Below are 18,557 nucleotides of genomic sequence, written 5' to 3' on the forward strand. Positions count from 1 at the left end.
CAGGGACAGGATACTTGGTTGTATCAGGAGTCACAGGCTGTATCCACAGGTAACGATAAAGGAAGAGAATGCAGGTCTTCATTTCCTTATGGAGATCGACACGTCATACACGGACAGAGAGATGGTGGACAGGGCTGCCGCGGCAGGAATCAACATATCCAGCCTCAGCCAGTACTGCCACGGAAAAGAGCAGGAGGACAGCCACACACTGGTTATCAATTATTCGGGCATAGAAGAAGACATAATAGAGGAAGCCTGTGACAGACTTCTTGAGAGTGTGGTGTGCTTGACGACATAGCATGCAGACGCCGCGCGGAGCGCATTTCATGCGTTTGCAGGAATTTTTCGTAAGGAGGACAACGGATGAAGATATCATTTGATTCACTTGAGGAGCAGAATATTCAGAACTTTAAGGGCGGCGAAGGCGTATTCAAGCCACGCATGCACGTAGGCAATTACAACAAGATCATGAGGGCAACACTTCCAGCCGGAAGTTCTATAGGACTTCACACACATGACACCAACAGCGAGATCATATTTATCATCTCAGGAGTTGGGACCATGGAGTATGACGATACCATGGAGATACTCAATCCGGGCGACTGCCATTATTGCCCACCGGGACACAGCCATAGTCTGAAGAACAACGGCGATGAGGATCTGGTGTTCTATGCTGTAGTGCCAGAGCACAACTAGAAGAGAATAATATAAGAAAATAAAAAAGAGGTTCTCCCAATCAATGTAACTGGAATACATCTGGAATTCCGGGTGCGCATCAGAATGTGGAGGCCTCTTTTTTATTTGTTATCAAGTGATTAACTTGATATATATGCGCTAATTCATGTCACATCAAGCAGGTTGAGGCATCAAATGCGGGAGTTAAGGTTGGACTTATAGTCAGAGGAATATGCTGTCTGCTGGCGGAAATCCCCGGCGAGACGGAGAACATACATATAAGAAGTATTGTCGGACGCTTCCTTGAGCACTCAAGAATATACATCTTCGGAACACCTGACAGAGACAAGATATATATAGCTTCGGCGGATTTTATGACGCGTAACACCCTCCGCCGTGTGGAGGTTGCTACACCTATATATGATGATAAGATTAAGCAGCGTATCAGGGACATGTTTGGACTTATGATGAAGGATAACATGCAGGCACGCATACAGCAGCCTGACGGCACCTACTTGAAACAGAACCGCGATGTTGAGGAGATAAACTCACAGGAACAGCAGTATGCAGATGCCTATGAGAGGGCACGTCAGTAGGCGCATTGCATAGTGAGACTGCGCAAAAGTAGCAAAGGCATTTGCTTTCTGAGGACAGATATGATAGAATCTGTAAAAATCAAAGATAAAAATAACGTGCAGATTACGGACCGAAAAGGATAACGACTGTGCATGCTTTGGCATGCCGGCTGTTATCCTTTTTGTGTTTTATAGTGATTGCGGATAAGGAGAAGTGCATGTATCTGATGATAGACAATTTTGATTCATTTGTGTATAACCTGAAGGCGTATTTCGAAGAGATGGGAAGATGTGTGACCGTAAAAAGGTGCGATCGGATATCTCTGCATGATGTGGAAGATCTGGAGCCGGAGGGCATAATACTTTCACCGGGACCTGGGCGGCCATGGGAGGCAAAAATGTGTGTGGATGTTGTGAACATGTATAAGGGAAAGATTCCGATACTTGGAGTCTGCCTTGGACATCAGATACTTGGGTATTGTGCGGGCGCCATTGTTGAAAAAGGAAAGATGCCAATGCATGGAAAGGTGACAGAGATACATACCTGTGGAACAGGTCTGTTTGCGCGGCTGCCAGAAAGCTTTCATGTCACAAGATACCACTCGTTGGTAATAAATGGCAGCAGTCTGCCGGATGATTACCAGGTGGATGCGATATCCGAGGATGGTGCAGTTATGGGAATATCACACAGAAGGCTGCCGTTGTACGGTGTGCAGTTTCACCCGGAAGCGGTACTTACGGAGTATGGTCATGATATATTGTATAATTTTTGTATAGCGGCGGAGAAATTTAATTGCAGATAAGGAGTCATATATGAGCAGTATGAGGCGAGTGCTAAAAAAACTTGACAGATATGTGAGTGCAGCTGATGTTTTTGGAATATATGAGGATGAGACAGGAATAGCATTCCTTGACTCATCCCTTGTGAATAATCTGGGACACTATTCGATCATTGGGAGATGCCCGTATCTCAGGCTTGTTAAGAATGGGGATGCATTTGAGGTTAATGGAGATTCTGAAAAGGATATAACATTTGAAGAATATATGAGACAGTATCTTGTACAGCATATGGATAAAAGTTCGGAGGATTTGCCAATCGTATCAGGAGCGATAGGGTATGTATCCTACGATTATGGAATGGATAGGATGGGGCTTGATTCCATCAATGAAGATCTTGTGTCTGTTCCAGAGGCAGTCATGACATTCTATGACTGTTTTGTTGTTGAAGATTGCCTAAAAAAAGAGACATATCTTGTGGCAAATGGGATGACAGGTGATGCACAGTCAAATATTGATGTAATGGAGAATGATATAGAGAAGTATTGCGGCAGGGATGATCGGGAAAATGAGAATATAATTGACAGGACAAGTGAAGATGTACAAAAGAGAAAGAAGTATAACTTGAATGTGTACGAAGAATGCAGCAGGGAAGAGTATGAGGACTCTATAAGAAGGCTGAAGGATTATATAACCGAGGGGGATGTATATGTTGCAAATATGACAAGGCATATAGTTGTCGACAGCGAAAAAAAGCCTCTGGACGTGTTCCGCGATCTGCGAGTTTGTAATCCGTCGCCATTTGGTGGATATCTTGATCTGGGAGATTATCAGATAGTGAGCGCATCTCCTGAAAGGTTCATGCAGATAAAGGATCGTCGTGTGTACACCCGGCCGATAAAGGGAACGAGGAGACGAGGAGAGACTGACAGGGAGGATGAGGCGCTCAGGGGTGAGCTTGAGAAATCACAGAAGGAAAAGAGCGAACTTCTGATGATTGTAGATCTTGAGAGGAATGACCTGAACCGTGTGTGCAGACCGGGAAGCGTAAAAGTGACTGAACTGTTTTCGATAGAAGAGTATGCAACTGTTTTTCATCAGGTGGCAAATGTTGAAGGCATGCTGCAGGATGGGGAAGATGTGATGTCTCTTCTTACTGCGACATTTCCGGGTGGTTCTGTTACAGGGGCGCCGAAACGCAGGGCTATGGAGATTACAGATGAACTTGAATGTGGGAAGAGAAATATTTACACCGGCTCTATTGGTTATATTACATTGGATGGAAAATGTGATTTTAATATAGTGATAAGAACTGTATTGTACAGAAATGGCAGGTATTATCTTGGCGTTGGAGGCGGTATTACTGCCGATTCAGATCCTGGTGCAGAGTATGAAGAGACACGGGATAAGGCAAAAGCAATACTCAGTGCATTGCAGTAGCATTTGAAAATGATGAAAATGGGAGAAATGTAAAATGAATGTAAAAATGGATGATTGCTTTCAATTTGGTCTTGGAGCATTTGAAACTATAAGTGTGGTTGACGGCAGGCCGATATTTCTTGACAGGCATCTGAGACGCCTGGAAGATGCTGCAAGATTCCTGGATCTTGGCATGCCAGCAGAACGGGGCATAGACAGGATAGCTGTGCTGGAATATCTGAGAAAGTGGATGAGTGAGCATGATTACAGAGATCGATCAGGTCATATGAGGCGATGTGCGTTAAAGATCATGCTGACTCAGGAAAATGTGATTTTTTCAATGAGAGATAATCCTTACACCCCGGATATATACGAACGGGGGTTTGCAATGGACATAAGTAATGTTAGAAGAAATGAGACGTCGCCGTTCGTACATCATAAAACCATGAATTACGGAGACTGCATTCTTGAAAAAAGGCGGTCTGGCAAAGCTGGAATGGATGAACGGATCTTCCTGAATACAAAGGGACAGATATGCGAGGGTACGGTGAGCAATATATTTTTTGTGAGAGATGGCAGGATATACACACCCGCGATAGACTCAGGTCTTCTGCCTGGAACAGTAAGGGAGTATATCTGTGAATCAGAGGCGGTCACGCAGACGGTGATATTCCCTGATGAACTGTCATCATATCAGGAATGCTTTGTGACCAATTCCTTGATGGGGGTCATGCCGGTGAAACTACTGGGAAATATCAGCTTTGAGGAGAGGAGTGTCACTGTCAGGATGATGAGAAAATATCATAATTTTTCAGCTTTATGCCGGTAAAATGCCTTTTTGTATCATTGTGATCCGGGCTCAGCCACTTCGCATATGGTAAGAGTGTCACCAGATATGGTAAACCTGATATCGTATCCGCCGTACAGCATTCCATAGCGTCTGCCAGGTTCATCCTGATAGCCAGGCCTTGGATCCTGCGCAAGTATCTCTTTCAGGGCCTCGATCTGTGCACTTGAAAATATAGTTTCAAGTTTGGCGGCGATATCGTCGGAGAAACACACAGACAGTTCTGGAATATCAAGGGAGTCTGTCCAGCCCCCGGTCGCCTCCGGATGGCTGTCGGTGTATGGCAGATAAGGCTTGATGTCGTACACCGGTGTTCCGTCCAGTATATCGGCACCCGACACCACAAGTCCGTGTACACAGCCGTTTTCTTCATTATATATAATATCCAGAAGCCTCACCGATGACAGACCGATGTTGTTCGGCCTGAATGGTGATCTGGTGGCAAAAACCCCCATCCGCTGGTTACCGCCCAGCTTTGGGGGTTTTACTGTTGCGGTAAAACCGTTCTTATGAGCTTTGGAGAAGTCCCACAGAAGCCATAAGTGGGAGAATTCGTCAAGCCCTCTGAAAGCCTCTGCCTGATTGTATGGTGGAAGCATCTCTATAAAAGCGGTGGCGCAGCCTGTCAGACCGCTCTGCCTTGGAATTCCGAACTTCTCTTTGTAGTCACATCTCACATATCCTATTACTTCTAAACTGGTATTTATCATGTATTTTTATCCCACTTTCTGGTTGTAATTTATAAGCCATGACAGATTGTTTGCAGTACATTCAGCATGCATTGATTAACGCCGACTTTACATTCTATTTACATTGCGCTGGTTATGTATTTTACTTATGCCATTTATCATAGTGCAAAGAAAAGAACGAAAGGCGCGCGAGTTCTTTTCTGGGACATAAGCAAAGAATGATATGTCCCAATAATACAATATTTGCAAAGACCGGTTCAAGAGATAACCGGCAGAATAAGGTTAAGTTAAGGAGAAAAAGAAAATGGTTAAATTAAAGAAAGTATTGGCAGTAACACTTGGAGCAGCACTTATGATAGGAAGTCTTGCTGGCTGTGGAAATAATTCATCAAAGAGCGCAGATGGCGGATTCGATGCAACACAGGATATATCAGTAGTATCAAGAGAGGAAGGCTCAGGAACGAGAGGAGCATTCGTAGAGCTCACAGGAGTTGAGGAGAAGGATGCAGATGGCAATAAGGTCGACAACACAACAACAAATGCCATCACATGCAACAGCACAGAGGTCGTACTCACAACAGTAGCAGGGGATGATTATGCAATCGGTTACATATCACTCGGAGCACTCAACGATACAGTAAAGGCACTCAAGATCGGTGGAATTGAGGCAAGTGAGGAGAACATCAACAATGGTTCATACACACTTTCAAGACCTTTCAACATCGTTACAAAGGATGGCATCAGTGATGTTGCACAGGATTTCATCAACTACATTATGAGCGAGGATGGACAGAAGATCATCTCAGCAAATAAGTACATCGAGGTTGCGAACAGCGGAGCATTTACTTCGACAAATCCAAAGGGCAAGATTGTTGTTGCAGGTTCATCTTCAGTAACACCTGTTATGGAAAAGCTTATCGAGGCATACAAGGCGATCAACACAAATGCTGACATCGAGCTTCAGGAGAGCGATTCAACAACAGGTATCACATCAACATCAGATGGAACATGCGACATAGGTATGGCATCACGTGAGCTTAAGGACACAGAGACATCACTTGGACTTAAGGCAACAGTAATAGCAATGGATGGAATTGCAGTTATAGTAAATAACAACAACCCTGCTGATGACTACACAGTAGATCAGGTCAAGAATATATTCACAGGTTCAGCAGCAAAGTGGGAGGACGTAAAGTAATCAGCTTATGCATAAACTTAAAGAAACAATTATGCATGTAGTATTCCTGATAGCGGCACTGGTATCCATCGCAGCAGTAGCACTCATATGTGTGTTCCTGTTTGTGAATGGAATACCGGCCATCAAGGAGATTGGTTTCGGAGACTTCACCCTGGGTGAGGTTTGGAAACCGACAAATGGATACTACGGCATTCTTCCTTTTATATTAGGAAGCATATATGTGACAGCCGGAGCGCTGATAATAGGAGTTCCGATAGGACTTCTCACGGCGATATATCTGGCAAAGTTTTGTCCCGACAGATTATATAAAGTTATAAAGCCATTTATCAATCTGATGGCCGGAATACCTTCGGTGGTATATGGATTCTTTGGAATGTGTGTGCTTGTACCGATGGTGAGAAGCATATTTGGAGTAAATGGAAATACGATGCTCACGGCATCAGTACTTCTTGGAATGATGATACTTCCAACTATCATCAGTGTATCAGAGACTTCAATAAGAGCGGTACCTGACAAGTATTATCAGGGAGCTTTGGCACTTGGAGCAACACATGAGAGAAGCGTGTTCAAGACTGTTGTCCCTGCAGCAAAGTCAGGAGTTATGGCAGCGATTATCCTGGGTGTTGGCCGTGCAGTTGGAGAGACTATGGCGGTTATCATGGTGGCTGGAAACCAGGTTCATATGCCTGACGGAATACTGAGAGGTGTCAGAACACTCACCACAAATATAGTAATGGAGATGGGATATGCGACGGATCTGCACAGACAGGCTCTGATAGCAACGGGCGTTGTACTGTTCGTATTCATACTCATTATCAACCTCCTGTTCTCCATCATAAAGAGAAAGACGGTGGCATAGATGGCAGAGAGAGTAGAAGGAATAAAGACAGTTGTCGCATGTGGCGATGACAGAACAAAAAATACAATAATCAGCACGAAAAAGACGGCACCTGAGGATGATCCTTCATCCATAGTTGATGTGGACAGCATAGAGGCTATAAACAAGAGAACATGGTCTGAGAAATGGGCTGAGTACAGAAAGAAACCGGGATCATTCATAATGTTTATCCTTGTACATCTGGCAACACTCATAACTGTGCTTTCTATAGGATTTCTGCTGGTGTATGTACTGGTAAAGGGAGTCCCTAATCTTAATGCAGACATATTCAGCTGGGAATATACATCGGACAACTGTTCGCTGGTGCCAGCACTTATAAATACGGTTTACATGACGCTGCTGTCCCTCCTGATAGCAGGTCCGATAGGAATATTTGCAGCAATATATCTTGTCGAATATGCAAAGACTGGCAATAAGCTGGTGGGGGTTGTGAGGATCACAGCGGAGACACTTACAGGAATACCGTCCATAGTATATGGACTTTTTGGAATGTTGTTTTTCACAAATGCGTGTGGACTTAGATTGTCACTCATATCAGGTGCGCTCACCCTGGCGATAATGGTTCTTCCAGTCATAATGAGGACCACAGAGGAGGCACTTATGGCAGTGCCTAAGTCTTATAGAGAAGGAAGTTTTGGACTGGGAGCCGGAAATCTCAGAACAGTATTCAAAGTAGTGCTTCCTAGTGCCGTTCCGGGAATCCTGTCAGGAATCATACTTGCGACAGGACGTATCGTGGGAGAAACTGCAGCACTCATATACACAGCAGGATCGGTTGCAAAGATGGCAACAAAGCTTACCGATTCAACAAGAACTTTGGCAGTTCATATGTACCTTCTGTCCAAAGAAGGACTTCACACTGATCAAGGTTATGCGACAGCGGTTGTACTTCTGGTACTCGTGGTGCTTATCAACTTTGCATCAGACAAGATTGCAGGCAAGGTTGCTGCAGATAAAGCCAATTAGCATGTGTCAGGGCTTTGGAATCAGAGCTTTGGTATGTGTTTCCAATATCCGGCAGAAGCATATACGCTTCTGCAACTAAAGAAGAAAATTATGAGTACGAAAAAGATAGCGCAATGCTTTGTTTCGTGCTTGATGTTAAGAATGGAGAAAAATAGATGAATAATAACGTTAAGTTCAGCGTTAAAGATCTGAACCTCTATTACGGAAAGTTCCATGCCCTAAAAGGGATAGATATGGACATTCCGGCAAATGAGGTTACAGCATTTATCGGACCATCAGGTTGTGGTAAGTCAACATTCCTCAAGTCGCTCAACAGAATGAATGATCTGGTAGAGGGATGCAAGATAACAGGTGATGTGAGACTTGATGGCGAGGATATATACAGTGGCATGGACATCAACCTTTTGAGAAAAAGAGTTGGAATGGTATTCCAGCAGCCAAATCCATTTCCGATGAGTGTATACGACAATATAGCATATGGACCGAGAACCCATGGTATCAGAAACCGTGCAAAGTTGGATGAGATAGTTGAAAAGTCACTTAAACAGGCAGCGATATGGGATGAGCTTAAGGACAGACTGAAGAAGTCAGCCCTTGGACTTTCAGGCGGTCAGCAGCAGAGACTTTGCATAGCCAGAGCACTGGCAGTGGAGCCAGAGGTGCTTCTCATGGATGAGCCGACATCAGCGCTTGACCCAATATCTACATCTAAGATAGAGGATCTTGTCCTGGAACTTAAGAACAAGTACACCATCATTATGGTTACACATAATATGCAGCAGGCAACTCGAGTTGCCGACAATACTGCATTCTTCCTCTTAGGAGAGGTTGTCGAGTATGCGGAGACAGAGAAGATGTTCAGCAAGCCGTCGGATAAGCGTACAGAGGATTACATAACTGGTAGATTTGGTTAAAGGAGATTGAGACAAGATGAGAGACAAATATGAGATGCAGCTTAGAAAGCTCCATGCAGAGATGATAGAGATGGGAACTATGATCGAGCAGGCGATAGAGACAGCGATCAAGGCTCTCGTGGCCCAGGACACAGAGCTCGCAAAGAAGGCGATCGAGGCGGATGACGCCATCGACCATCAGGAGAGAGAGATTGAGAATCTGTGCCTCAAGCTGTTCCTTACCCAGCAGCCGGTTGCCGGGGATATGAGAAATATATCCGCAGCACTCAAGATGATAACGGATATGGAGAGGATCGGAGATCACGCCTCAGATATATCAGAACTCACACTGTGCATGGCTGGCACACCATATATAAAGAAGCTTGAGCACATACAGCAGATGGCAAAAGAGACGATCGTCATGCTGGTATCAAGCATAGAGGCATATGTCAACGCAGATGAGAAAAAGGCAAAGAGTGTAATAGAGCATGACGATGTCGTCGATGATCTTTTTGACAAGGTCAAGAATGAACTCATCACAATGATACATGAGAATTCGGATGATGGAGAGCAGGCTTGTGACCTTCTTATGGTTGCCAAGTATCTTGAGAGGATTGGCGATCACGCAACGAATATATCAGAGTGGGTACTCTTCTCGATAACAGGAGAACATATAGACTGATGATTGAGTCATGGACGAAAAGAGGTGATTTCTATGAAGTGGGTATGTACGAAGATAAATGAACTGTCACACAGAACAGGTATAGGCAATATGAAACTTTTCATAACAGTCAGCATGGTGGTGTGCGGACTTGCGGGATGTGCTGCAGCATTGCTGCTCCACATGCTCCCTGTGCTGGGAGATGTATCATTCGCAAAGCTGATGTTCATATGTGGCGGTTATGGCATGTTCCTGGTAGGAATGCTTGGAAGTGCGGTGTATCTGCTCATAAATGAGCCTCTCGGAAGCAAATAAACAGATGAAAACAGAAAAAAGGTCTATGTGATACCACAAAACTGTGCCAAATATTTTGCAGGATTTTACATAGATTTTAAATTTACACAGATTTTACATACACATATCTCACATTTTACATATCCCTTTTACAATAGACTCTGATAAAACAGACGCTGTAAAAGGGATATTGTGTATACAAGTCCTTATACAGAAGTAATTGGAAATGTAATAAGGAGACAAAAGATATGGATATTTTCAATGTGTTATCCCTTCTGGGCGGACTTGCAATGTTCCTGTATGGAATGAACGTGATGGGAGATGGCCTTGCCAAGACGGCTGGCGGTAAGCTGGAGAAGATACTGGAAAAGCTCACATCAACACCTATAAAGGGTGTTCTGCTGGGCGCTGCGGTGACAGGAGTGATCCAGTCATCATCGGCGACCACAGTTATGGTGGTTGGACTTGTAAACTCAGGCATCATGAAGCTGAGACAGGCAGTGGGTATCATCATGGGTGCAAATATAGGAACAACAGTAACATCATGGATACTCAGCCTTACAGGAATACAGAGTGACAATATATTTATTAATATGTTGAAACCCTCATCCTTTTCACCTATACTCGCAGTAATAGGAATAATATTTCTCATGTTCACCAGGTCTGAGAAGAAGCACGATATAGGTGGAATACTTCTTGGATTTACAGTGCTTATGTTCGGTATGGAGATGATGAGCGGTGCGGTTGCTCCACTTAAGGATGTACCGGAATTTACGAATATACTCACCATGTTCTCCAATCCATTCCTTGGAATGCTTGTGGGAATGTTGATAACAGCCATCATACAGAGTTCTTCGGCATCTGTAGGTATACTCCAGGCGCTGTGTGCAACCGGGGCTGTATCATTTGGGACGGCGATCCCTATCATCATGGGTCAGAACATAGGAACCTGTGTAACTGCACTTATATCATGCATAGGAACAAAGAAGAATGCCAAAAGAGCGGCGTTTGTGCATCTGTACTTCAACATTATAGGAACAGTGGTGTTCATGGTGGTGTTCTATACAGCCAATTCATTTATACACTTCCAGTTCCTGAATGATTCTGCAAATGCAGCTGGTATAGCTGTTGTACACAGTGTGTTCAACGTTGCAGCGACACTTCTTCTGCTTCCGTTCTCAGGTGGACTTGAGAAGCTTGCAACGCTCACTGTCAGAGATAAGGACGAGGTGGAGAGGAATACTCCTGCAGAGCTGGAGATGCTCAAGCGTCTGGATGCCAGATTCCTTGAGAAACCGGCATTTGCTGTTGGACACTGTATAGAGGTCGTAAAATACATGGCTCAGCTTTCAAAGAACAGTGTTGATATGGCACTGTCACTGGTTGATAATTATGATGAAACGGTCAGGGATAAGGTTGAGAATCTTGAGGGCATCATAGATACCTATGAGGATGAGGTCGGTTCTTATATGGTAAAGCTCAGCAGCAAGGAGCTCTCCCATGAGGACAGCCAGAAGGTGTCGATCGGACTTCATGTCATAGGTGACCTTGAGAGAATGTCTGATCACGCCATAACCATAGCGGATATATGTAGGAAGATGAATGAGGCGGGCGCGTCCTTTTCAGAAAAGGCAAAGTCAGAACTTGGTGTATACAAGGATGCAGTTCAGAACATAGTCAGCATGACTGTGGAGGCTTATGACAAAGAAGACCTTCAGGAGGCATCCCATGTGGAGCCGCTTGAGGAAGCAATTAATGAGCTCAACAGTGCGGTTAAGAAGCAGCATATCAAGAGACTTCAGAAGGGCAAATGTACCATTGAGCTCGGAATATCACTGGAGAATCTTATCAACAACTATGAGAGAGTTGCAGACCACTGTTCCAACGTGGCGGTGGCAATGCTCCAGTTAAAATCAGACAACTTTGATACACATGAATATCTGGACAACATGAAGAAAGATTCCAACATAGATTTCCAGAGCATGTACACATATTACAGAGAGATATACAAGCTGAAGTGATATCTGGCGTGCATTTATATAAAAAATAATGATAAAAATAAAATGCAATATGCATGTAAATGAAAGTGGTATTGTATAGGGAAAGGAGACAAAATGGCAGTACATATTTATATTGTAGAAGACGATAAGAATATAAGAGAGATAGAGATGTTTGCTTTGAAAAACAGCGGATATGTGGTGGAGGAGTTTGAGAATGCGAAATCCTTCTTCTCAAGGTCTGTGGAGAAGGTCCCTGATCTGGTACTCTTGGATATCATGCTCCCTGACATGGATGGTCTTGAGATTGTGAAGAAGCTCAGGAGCAGACCTGATACTGTCAGAGTTCCGATTATCCTTGTGACAGCCAAGACTACAGAGCTTGACAAGGTCAAGGGACTGGATATAGGAGCGGATGATTACCTCACCAAGCCATTTGGCGTGATGGAGCTCATATCCAGGGTCAAGGCGCTGCTCAGAAGAAGCAGGGCGCTGCAGGATGACAAGCAGCTGGTACTCGGGGATATAACCCTTGATTCAGAGAGACGCGAGGTGCATGTGGGCGGCGAGTTGTGTGAGCTTACCTTCAAGGAGTTTGAACTCTTAAAGCTTCTCATGGTGAATGCAGGAATAGTTCTTCACAGAGACACAATCATGTCGGATGTGTGGGGAACGGATTACGAGGGCGAATCCAGAACCCTTGATATGCATATCAAGACTTTGAGACAGAAGCTTGGCGAAGCAGGTAATATGATAAAGACAGTTAGAAATGTAGGGTATAAGATGGAGTAGCATATGGGTAAGAGAGACGATAAAAGACTGAAAAAGGTTATCAATCTGGAGTTTATCATCTTTTCACTGGTGGCCATAGCGGTGACCATGGTTCTGTCGACATTCATATTCTATGAGGTGTACAAGGCAGAGATCATAAGGGATCTGAAGGGCTATGCTGAGGTGTTTAAGAATACCGGAGATTTCGACGCGGATGACACCGGTGTGTATGCAAGCGTGGATACCAATGACCTCAGACTGACGCTTATAGCGCCTGACGGCAGTGTTCTGTATGACAATCAGGCCGATGAGACTTCCATGCAGAACCACCTTGACAGACCAGAGATAGCAGAGGCATTTGAAAATGGTGATGGACAGGTTATAAGAAAGTCGGAAACCCTCAATAAGAGCACATATTACTATGCGATACTGCTCAAGTCTGGAAGGGTGCTGAGAATAGCGAGGGAGACCAACAATGTAATCAGTATGTTCCTTGCGGCTGTGCCGGTCATGCTGGTGGTGATGGCGATCCTGGTCTGTGTCACCATCATAGTGACACACTATCTGACCAGAAACATATTGAAACCAATAGAGCAGATGGCAAACAGTCTGGACGACGATACCCACATAGTTGCGTACAAGGAGATGCGGCCATTTATAGATATGATACAGAAGCAGCATGCGGATATAGTGAAGAGCTCACAGATGAGACAGGAGTTCACGGCAAATGTATCACATGAGCTCAAGACGCCGCTCACATCCATATCGGGGTATTCGGAGCTTATCGAGACAGGTATGGCCACCGAGGCGGATGTACATCATTTTGCAACTGAGATCCACAAGAACTCCAACAGACTTCTCACCCTCATCAATGACATAATCAGACTGTCAGAGCTGGATGTATCTGAGGATGCGCCACTGATGGAGAAGATCGATCTGGCGGTCATAGCCAGAACAGCCACGGATATGCTGGCGATAAACGCAGAGAAGAACAGTGTGACACTCAGCTATGATGGCAGTCACGGATATATATATGCGAACAAGATGATGATGGAGGAGCTTGTGTATAACCTCACAGACAACGCCATCAGATATAACAATAAGAATGGAAGTGTGGATGTATCTGTAAAGGCAGAGGATGGCAAGGTTATACTCAGGGTGAAGGATACGGGAATAGGAATCCCGAAGGAGCATCAGGAGAGGATATTTGAACGATTCTACAGAGTGGACAAGAGCAGATCGAAGTCCACAGGTGGCACAGGACTTGGCCTGGCCATAGTAAAGCATATAGTTGCCCGCAACAATGCACAGCTTGATATGGACAGTGAACCAGGTAAGGGAACTGACATAAAGGTTACATTTGACGCATACAGGGAAGATGAACAATGATGCAGTCGAAATCAATGAATTTTGATGGGGAATGCTGTAAAAGAACAGAATAGATGCTACAATAAAAAGGAGCCTGGTGGAAGTGTATTAGCCAGACTCCTTAAGTATATTGGTATTCACACACACCGACATTAAGTTCGAAAATATGTGAAATCTTCTGAATTTAATAATATAATACAGCATGTTACGAAAAAAATCAAGTGGTAATTATGCATAACATACAATGCGGTTTATACATAATTCACAAAACATGCAGTTGAAAGGCAGATAATTTTGGCGGATCGGAAGGAAACAAATTCTTGATTATTGAATTTTATAGTATTACTATATGGTCTTGAATAAGGAGAGTGATAGTATGTCAGCAAACGAATATTTAAGGGCTCAGAAGCTTGGTGAGAAGAGATATCAGGCAGCCGTAGCAAAAAATGAATATCCATATCTTCCGGTTTTGGATGAAATAATATCACCATCCGACACTGTGGGTGAGGTGAATCTTGGTCTCCAGACCATATCGCTTGACCGCGTGGTTGGAACCGCTACCGCTGCAAGGACGACGGCGTTTGCTAGTAATTTTATGCCTATATTGGATTATCATACTGAATTTGGAATGAAATGGACCGCATTGTGTGAGTCCCACATAGAGGAAGGTATACATGACCCGATAAAGGTATATGAGTATATGAACAAATTCTATGTAGTAGAAGGAAATAAGAGAGTGAGTGTGCTCAAATACTTTGGTGCGGACTCAGTTCCTGCCATGGTTACAAGAAAGATACCTAGAAGGACCGACTCACTTGAGAATAAGATATATTTTGAATTTATAGATTTCCACAAGCAGACGGGGATCAACTATGTATATTTCTCACAGCTCGGTGGATATGATAAGCTCAGGGAGTTCATAGGGATCACTAAGGATGCGGTTTTCACAGAGGATGAGAGACTGGATTTCAACTCGGCACATCTCGCATTTGAGAAGGCTTATCTTGCTAAGAAGGGCAATGAGGAGCTTACTATAACAGTGGACGATGCCATGCTTGTATTCCTCAATGTGTATGGCTATGAAGCTCTTAAGAACATGACTACATCCCAGGTGAAGGACAGTGTTGACAAGGTATGGAATGAGATAGTCCTCACAAATGAGAAGAAGGATAAGACGGTTCTTCCAAAGCTTGATCCTGTGGAGCCTAAGAAGTCCATACTCGACAGGGTTATAAAGCCATCAGGCCCTTCGAACCTGAAGGTGGCATTTGTGTATGATAAGTCGCCAGCCAACTCGGTCTGGACATACAGCCATGAACTGGGTAGAATGGACATGGAGAATAAACTCGGAGATTCTGTCGACAGCAGAACCTTCTGTAATGTGGATACACCTGCCAAGCTGACAGAGTGCCTTGGAAGACTTGTGGATGAGAAGTATGATGTGATATTTACGACAGGGCCTGAGATGCTTCCTGAGGCTCTTAAGACTGCAGTGCTCCACCCGGAGATAAAGATACTTAACTGTTCCCTCAGCCTTGCGAACAGCCATGTGCGTACCTATTATGCAAGAATGTACGAGGTGAAGTTCCTCACCGGTATGATAGCGGGAAGCCTTTGTGCTGACGGACAGATAGGATATGTAGCTGATTATCCGATATTCGGAACAACAGCGAACATCAATGCATTTGCCATCGGAGCAAGGATGGTCAACCCTAGGGCAAAGATATATCTGCAGTGGACGAAGGTTAAGAATGCTGATCCACAGAAGTTCTTCGAGAGAAATGGAATAACATATATATCCGATAGAGACATGATCATGCCGGATGATGCGTCACGAAACTTCGGACTTTATCACTATGATCAGAATGGAGAGGTCGTCAACCTTGCCATGCCTTTCTACAACTGGGGTGCATTCTATGAGAGGATCCTTAGATCCATACTGGAGGGCAACTGGAAGCAGGAGGAGAAGAACGAGACCAGCAATGCGATAAGCTACTGGTGGGGTATGTCAGCGGGAATAGTTGACGTCATATGCTCAAAGCACCTTCCGGCCGGAACACAGAAGCTCATATCGGTTATGACAAACCTCATAAGAGAGGGCGCTATCACACCGTTCAGCGGAAAGCTTACATCCCAGAACGGAATAGTGAGAAATGAAGATGACGGAGCGATGCTCCATGAAGATATACTCAAGATGGATTGGCTTGCTGAGAATGTAGTGGGCATGCTCCCTACAGAGGACGATCTTGTCGATGAGGCAAAGACGGTAGTTGCACTTCAGGGTATAGACACACCGGAGAGTCTGGAGCTCAAGTCGGTTCCGGAAGTGAAATAAGATAAATCTCCTACGGAGAAGGTATACTGTAGTACAGGGGAATAGATACGTGAAGATTTTGTTGTTGGCGGATGAAGAATCCAAGTATTTGTGGGATTATTTTGATAAGAGTAAGGTCGAGGGAATAGACCTGATAATATCCTGTGGCGATTTATCGCCACAGTATTTGTCGTTCCTTGCGACATTCAGTCATGCGCCCGTTCTCTATGTCCATGGCAATCACGACGTGTGCTACAAGGATACACCGCCGGGGGGCTGCGAGTGCATAGACGACAAGCTTTATGTGTATAAGGGTGTCAGAATTCTGGGACTTGGCGGTTCGATGGAATACAAGTTTGGTGGTGCGGATCATCAGTATTCCGAGCGTGCGATGGCCAGAAGAGTACGGAAACTCAGGTTTAAGATCATGAGGAACAAGGGCTTTGACATACTTGTTGCCCATTCGCCTGCATACAGGATAAATGATTCCGAGGATCTCCCACATACAGGTTTTAAGTGTTTCAGAACGCTTATGGAGGAGTACAGACCTAAGTATTTTGTCCATGGCCATGTGCATATAAATTATGGAAGAGATTTTGTCCGCGAATCAAAATACGAGGACACGACGATCATAAATGCCTATGAGAGATATATTATTGAAATTTAGGCAGAAATATTTTGAAATTAAATAATTTTGGCGAAAAGACAGGAATAAATCAAATTTATTGCTGTCTTTCTTGCGAAAATGGAGTTTTTTTGATAAACTGTGGTGAGTTGATATAGTTTATTGATAAGATCCGGAGAAGCTCCGGGATGATGAACAGGGATTGGATAAAGGAAGGAGACATGAGGTTTGGAAAGAAACAGCGAGGAATATAACAGAATACTGGATGAGCTTACAGGTTATTGTACAGAATCTGGCAAGATAGACCAGAACCTCTATGTCAATTATGATGTCAAGAGAGGCCTCAGAGATTCCACAGGAAAAGGTGTACTCACGGGACTCACAGAGATATCTGATGTCATAGGATATGATGTAATAGATGGAGAGAGAGTGCCGACTGATGGTCGTCTGTATTATCAAGGGTACAATGTTGAGGATCTCGAGAGAGGTTTTCACGGAAGTAAATTCGGATTTGAGGAGACTATGTATCTTCTGTTGTTTGGAAAGCTTCCAAATGAGCAGCAGTTTAAGAGATTTGTTGAGATGATGGAGTGCTACAGGGAGCTTCCTAGAAAGTTTACAAGAGATGTTATCCTCAAAGCACCAAGCAAGAATATGATGAACGTTCTGCAGAGATGTGTTCTCACACTCTATTCATATGATGATAATCCGGATGATATAAGCATTGAGAATGTTCTCAGACAGTGTATGGAATTGATAGCACAGTTCCCTGTGATCGCCGCATATGGTTATCAGGGCTACAAGCACTATTTCCACGACATGAGTCTTGTAATACACAATCCGAAGCCGGGGCTTTCCACTGCAGAGAATTTCCTGAGGCTTATCAGATCGGATAAGAAATATACAGAGCTTGAGGCGCAGGTGCTTGACATATGTCTGGTTATACACGCTGAGCATGGTGGTGGTAATAACTCCACATTTACAACTCATGTAGTATCGTCGACAGGAACAGACACATATTCTGCAGTTGCAAGTTCACTTGGATCGCTGAAGGGACCTAAGCATGGTGGTGCAAACCTCAAGGTTCAGCAGATGTTTGATGACCTCAAGAGCCATGTCAAGAACTGGGATGATGAGGCTGCACTGGAGAAATATCTCACAGGACTTATTGACAAGAATGGCTTTGACCATTCAGGCCTTATATATGGAATGGGTCATGCGGTATACACCAACTCAGATCCTAGAGCTAGGATACTCAAGGGATATGCAGAGAGACTTGCCCAGGAGAAGGGCAGGACAAAGGAATTTGAGCTGTACAAGAAGGTTGAGGAGATATCAGGAAGACTGCTTGCGGCCAGAAGACGCAGCGGCAAGCCTATATCGGCAAATGTAGACTTCTACAGTGGATTTGTATATACGATGCTCGGTATCCCTATCGAGCTGTTTACTCCTATATTTGCCATCGCACGTATTGCAGGATGGTCGGCGCATAGAATAGAGGAGCTTGTCAATGCCGGCAAGATCATCAGACCTGCATATAAGTATGTGGGAACACACAAAGAGTATCTGCCGATGGAAGACAGATAAAGT

General features: G+C 44.2%; 18 protein-coding genes and 1 pseudogene. 18 read left to right on the forward strand and 1 reads right to left on the reverse strand.

Annotated features, from left to right (window positions below):
- The 6 genes and pseudogenes from ABUA34_RS05710 to ABUA34_RS05735 all read left to right on the forward strand — a co-directional run.
- Positions 1 to 298: pseudogene (locus tag ABUA34_RS05710) on the forward strand (MocR-like pyridoxine biosynthesis transcription factor PdxR); the annotation flags it as partial.
- 65 nt (positions 299 to 363) lie between these two features.
- The gene (locus tag ABUA34_RS05715) at positions 364 to 696 is read left to right on the forward strand and encodes a cupin domain-containing protein (protein ID WP_004850052.1); all 333 of its coding nucleotides are present in this window, start codon (positions 364 to 366) and stop codon (positions 694 to 696) included.
- A gap of 152 nt (positions 697 to 848) precedes the next feature.
- A complete protein-coding gene (locus tag ABUA34_RS05720; protein WP_502880263.1) occupies positions 849 to 1,271 on the forward strand; it encodes a phospholipase D-like domain-containing protein in 423 nt (140 codons plus the stop codon).
- Between the two features lie 197 nt (positions 1,272 to 1,468).
- Complete coding sequence (locus ABUA34_RS05725; RefSeq protein WP_015533771.1) at positions 1,469 to 2,053, forward strand: anthranilate synthase component II; 585 nt, start codon at positions 1,469 to 1,471, stop codon at positions 2,051 to 2,053.
- Between the two features lie 10 nt (positions 2,054 to 2,063).
- On the forward strand, positions 2,064 to 3,467 hold the full coding sequence (pabB, locus tag ABUA34_RS05730; RefSeq protein WP_349822994.1) for an aminodeoxychorismate synthase component I: 1,404 nt from the start codon (positions 2,064 to 2,066) through the stop codon (positions 3,465 to 3,467).
- A gap of 34 nt (positions 3,468 to 3,501) precedes the next feature.
- Complete coding sequence (locus ABUA34_RS05735) at positions 3,502 to 4,275, forward strand: aminotransferase class IV (protein WP_349822995.1); 774 nt, start codon at positions 3,502 to 3,504, stop codon at positions 4,273 to 4,275.
- A 14-nt stretch (positions 4,276 to 4,289) separates the two neighbouring features.
- Here ABUA34_RS05735 and tsaA read toward each other — a convergent pair whose 3' ends face one another.
- Entirely contained in the window at positions 4,290 to 5,003 is a 714-nt protein-coding gene (gene tsaA / locus ABUA34_RS05740; protein ID WP_349822996.1) for a tRNA (N6-threonylcarbamoyladenosine(37)-N6)-methyltransferase TrmO, read from the reverse strand.
- Between the two features lie 283 nt (positions 5,004 to 5,286).
- On the opposite strand from tsaA, the gene ABUA34_RS05745 reads away from it, so the two are divergent.
- The 12 genes from ABUA34_RS05745 (at position 5,287) to ABUA34_RS05800 (ending at position 18,554) form a co-directional block, all read left to right on the forward strand.
- Entirely contained in the window at positions 5,287 to 6,180 is an 894-nt protein-coding gene (locus ABUA34_RS05745) for a substrate-binding domain-containing protein (protein WP_349822997.1), read from the forward strand.
- 7 nt (positions 6,181 to 6,187) lie between these two features.
- Positions 6,188 to 7,039, forward strand: coding sequence for a phosphate ABC transporter permease subunit PstC (gene pstC, locus ABUA34_RS05750; protein ID WP_015533776.1), 852 nt, complete (start codon positions 6,188 to 6,190; stop codon positions 7,037 to 7,039).
- Positions 7,040 to 8,044 carry a phosphate ABC transporter permease PstA gene (pstA, locus tag ABUA34_RS05755; RefSeq protein WP_349822998.1) on the forward strand — a complete coding sequence of 335 codons (1,005 nt, stop codon included), beginning with the start codon at positions 7,040 to 7,042 and terminating at the stop codon, positions 8,042 to 8,044.
- Between the two features lie 155 nt (positions 8,045 to 8,199).
- Positions 8,200 to 8,958, forward strand: a complete 759-nt coding sequence (pstB, locus tag ABUA34_RS05760) for a phosphate ABC transporter ATP-binding protein PstB (RefSeq protein ID WP_349822999.1) — start codon at positions 8,200 to 8,202, stop codon at positions 8,956 to 8,958.
- A 16-nt stretch (positions 8,959 to 8,974) separates the two neighbouring features.
- Positions 8,975 to 9,619 (forward strand): phosphate signaling complex protein PhoU, encoded by a 645-nt coding sequence (phoU, locus tag ABUA34_RS05765; RefSeq protein ID WP_022216632.1) that lies wholly within the window; start codon positions 8,975 to 8,977, stop codon positions 9,617 to 9,619.
- A 33-nt stretch (positions 9,620 to 9,652) separates the two neighbouring features.
- Positions 9,653 to 9,913 (forward strand): hypothetical protein, encoded by a 261-nt coding sequence (locus ABUA34_RS05770; RefSeq protein WP_055223139.1) that lies wholly within the window; start codon positions 9,653 to 9,655, stop codon positions 9,911 to 9,913.
- 227 nt (positions 9,914 to 10,140) lie between these two features.
- On the forward strand, positions 10,141 to 11,913 hold the full coding sequence (locus ABUA34_RS05775) for a Na/Pi cotransporter family protein (RefSeq protein WP_238051533.1): 1,773 nt from the start codon (positions 10,141 to 10,143) through the stop codon (positions 11,911 to 11,913).
- Between the two features lie 93 nt (positions 11,914 to 12,006).
- The gene (locus ABUA34_RS05780; RefSeq protein WP_055223141.1) at positions 12,007 to 12,681 is read left to right on the forward strand and encodes a response regulator transcription factor; all 675 of its coding nucleotides are present in this window, start codon (positions 12,007 to 12,009) and stop codon (positions 12,679 to 12,681) included.
- A 3-nt stretch (positions 12,682 to 12,684) separates the two neighbouring features.
- A complete protein-coding gene (locus tag ABUA34_RS05785) occupies positions 12,685 to 14,049 on the forward strand; it encodes a sensor histidine kinase (protein WP_015533782.1) in 1,365 nt (454 codons plus the stop codon).
- Positions 14,050 to 14,404: 355 nt separating this feature from the next.
- Positions 14,405 to 16,363 carry a BMP family ABC transporter substrate-binding protein gene (locus tag ABUA34_RS05790; RefSeq protein WP_055273750.1) on the forward strand — a complete coding sequence of 653 codons (1,959 nt, stop codon included), beginning with the start codon at positions 14,405 to 14,407 and terminating at the stop codon, positions 16,361 to 16,363.
- Between the two features lie 49 nt (positions 16,364 to 16,412).
- Positions 16,413 to 17,009, forward strand: a complete 597-nt coding sequence (locus tag ABUA34_RS05795; RefSeq protein ID WP_055223143.1) for a metallophosphoesterase family protein — start codon at positions 16,413 to 16,415, stop codon at positions 17,007 to 17,009.
- A 186-nt stretch (positions 17,010 to 17,195) separates the two neighbouring features.
- Positions 17,196 to 18,554 (forward strand): citrate/2-methylcitrate synthase, encoded by a 1,359-nt coding sequence (locus ABUA34_RS05800; RefSeq protein WP_055223145.1) that lies wholly within the window; start codon positions 17,196 to 17,198, stop codon positions 18,552 to 18,554.
- The last annotated feature ends 3 nt before the right edge of the window (positions 18,555 to 18,557 follow it).

It is taken from the genome of Coprococcus sp. RTP21428st1_C9_RTP21428_210409 (assembly GCF_040227395.1).
Classification (GTDB): domain Bacteria; phylum Bacillota; class Clostridia; order Lachnospirales; family Lachnospiraceae; genus Coprococcus; species Coprococcus aceti.